Here is a 2,227-nt window from a genome sequence, read left to right as displayed (position 1 = left end):
CGCACCATCACACACCCGAGGAAATCTCATGAAAATCTCCGACTGGAAAACCAAAGTCCAGGCGCTATTTCGCCCTGGCCGGCACGATCACGCGCCCGTTTCAAACGGCCCGCGCACCCTCGCCGCCAGTGCCGACCGCAAGCCGGTCGAAATCACGGTCATCAGCACCGGCGAGCGATTCGTACATGCCCCCTCGGTCGAGGGCGCCGCTGCATCCCACGACTTGTCGTCCGACTCGTATCACGACGACCTCGAACGCGCCGCGGCCAAGGGACTCAAGCGCTGGGACGGCAAATCCGTGCGCGACATCGACACGGAACGCTTCTACGACCATCCACTTCTCGAGACGCACACGGCGCTGAAGGGCAGTGTGCCCGAGCAGGCGCGTGCCGAGTTCTGGAACCCCGCGCCGCAAGACCCAGCCTATCGGTCCAGCATCACGGTGCTTGCCGTCGACCAGCTGGGCGAGGCACTCGTCAAGGAATACGTGGTCGATGATTCTCGGGACGCCGAAGGCTGGTCCTACTCCGTCATGTCCACCGACCGAGCCGCACAGCTCCTGCGGGATTACGGCGCAGCCGCAGATCTGACGCTCGGTGCAGCCGAACGCCTCGAAACCGGAACCGAACTTGTACAGGCGCCCATCATCGGTGCGACTTGTCGCGGTCAGATCGTATCCATCGAGGGCGATACCGCCTATCAAAGGGGCGTTCTAAACACTGCAATCGCCCACAGGATCAGCACGTTGGCGATCTCTAACCCCCAGCAATACGTGGGCAAGGAAGTGGAGATCAGCTACCCGTGCGGCAAGGTAGGCCTTGTGCGCCAGGTCGACGCCCTCGCGCTCGAAGCGGCCGCGTTGCAGAAGGCGAGCGCGGAGAAAACCTCGGGCGCCCTCGAACGTTAGACAAGCCGGCCGATAACCGAAAATGGTGTAACGACTTCCCATGGAAAAGAAAAACACATCGCAGTACGGCGTTCAGCCCACCACAGTTCAGCGGCTAAACAACCTGGGGACCACGAGCCGAAAAGCCAGGATTCGAGCATTGCTGCCGACGCTGGATGCGTTGCAAAGACAGGGCGTTCCGTATAGCGAGATGGCGGAGGCTCTCGCCATGGAAGGGCACGCGCTGAAGGCCGAGTCTGTCCGCCAGGCCCTTCTCCGTTGGCGGAAGCGTCAGGTCGGCCCGCCATCCGCCAACCCGGTCGCGACGAACCCTCCACCGCTACCTGACTCCGGCGCCACGCCGCCCTCCAATCCCCCTGCACATCCCGCAGTCCCGCCAACGATTACAAGCAAGGCCGACCTTGTGCGGCTTCGCAAAACCTCAGATCACATTGATCTCAATGAACTGGCCGAAGTCGGTCGAAGAAAATAGGAACTCTCGTATGAAGATCGCAACCGTCAACTATTCCGGCTCTGTCGGCAAGACCGTCACGACCAGCCACCTGCTGGCGCCCCGCATTCCGGAAGCCGAAATCATCGCCGTCGAATCGACCAACGAAAGCGCAGCCGATCTGGGGCTGGATGTCGAACAGATGCGTGGCGGGCAATTCGGCCGCCTTTTTCGCAAGCTGTTGATGGCAGAAGCTGCGATCGTCGACGTCGGCGCCTCCAACATCGAGGACTTCCTGGCCGAGCTGGTGAAGTATGACCAGGCGCATCTCGAGATTGACTACTACGTGCTGCCCGTGGTCACTTCCGGTAAGGCGCAGCGGGAAACGATCAAAACGATTCAGGTTCTCGCGCAGATGGGTGTGCCGGCGGACCGGGTACGCGTGCTCTTCAATCGCGTCGATTCCGACGTGCGCGAGGAGTTCGCCGCCATCTTCGGATACGCCCTGCAGTCCGGCGATTTCCGCGCCAATCCTGAGGCTGCGATTTTTGAGAACGAGGTGTTCGATCTGCTGGCCAACAAGCGCACCACGATCAAAGAGATCCTCGCCGACCCGCGCGACTACCGCCAAGAGTTGCGCCAAGCTGATCGTGACGACGTGAAGCTCGTCAGTCATCTCAGCGACATGCACGCCCTGCAGTCGCTGGCGCGTCCGGTTGACCGGCAGCTGGACAAGGCGTTCGGCGCTCTCTTCCTCTAGGAGACACTGTGACCGCCACACCGCCCGAAAGCCCCGCCACTTCGTCCGTCATCCCCCGCAGCAGAATGGAGCTTCTGTACCGCGACATGTTGCAGGAAAGCGCGCAGCTCGTCGTTCTGATCGAGCAGCT

Annotated in this window: 3 protein-coding genes; all 3 read left to right on the top strand. The window is 61.7% G+C overall.

Annotation, left to right across the window (positions count from 1 at the left end):
* Positions 1–28: 28 nt before the first annotated feature.
* From WBR68_RS31155 to stbB, 3 genes are read left to right on the top strand one after another with little or no spacing between them, the layout of a single operon-like run.
* Entirely contained in the window at positions 29–907 is an 879-nt protein-coding gene (locus WBR68_RS31155) for a KfrB domain-containing protein (protein ID WP_230696238.1), read from the top strand.
* A gap of 40 nt (positions 908–947) precedes the next feature.
* On the top strand, positions 948–1,379 hold the full coding sequence (locus WBR68_RS31150; RefSeq protein WP_230696237.1) for a hypothetical protein: 432 nt from the start codon (positions 948–950) through the stop codon (positions 1,377–1,379).
* A gap of 10 nt (positions 1,380–1,389) precedes the next feature.
* Positions 1,390–2,097: a StbB family protein gene (stbB, locus tag WBR68_RS31145; RefSeq protein ID WP_230696236.1), complete on the top strand. Its 708-nt coding sequence runs from the start codon at positions 1,390–1,392 to the stop codon at positions 2,095–2,097.
* The last annotated feature ends 130 nt before the right edge of the window (positions 2,098–2,227 follow it).

The sequence above is a fragment of the Achromobacter sp. JD-1 genome, assembly GCF_038594925.1.
Classification (GTDB): domain Bacteria; phylum Pseudomonadota; class Gammaproteobacteria; order Burkholderiales; family Burkholderiaceae_B; genus Achromobacter; species Achromobacter spanius_C.
This window is presented reverse-complemented; position numbering and strand designations above follow the sequence as displayed.

Bases quoted from the DNA above. Each gene is read 5' to 3' on its own strand.
- WBR68_RS31155 (WP_230696238.1), top strand. From the start codon at position 29: ATGAAAATCTCCGACTGGAAAACCAAAGTCCAGGCGCTATTTCGCCCT.
- WBR68_RS31150 (WP_230696237.1), top strand. From the start codon at position 948: ATGGAAAAGAAAAACACATCGCAGTACGGCGTTCAGCCCACCACAGTT.
- stbB (WP_230696236.1), top strand. From the start codon at position 1,390: ATGAAGATCGCAACCGTCAACTATTCCGGCTCTGTCGGCAAGACCGTC.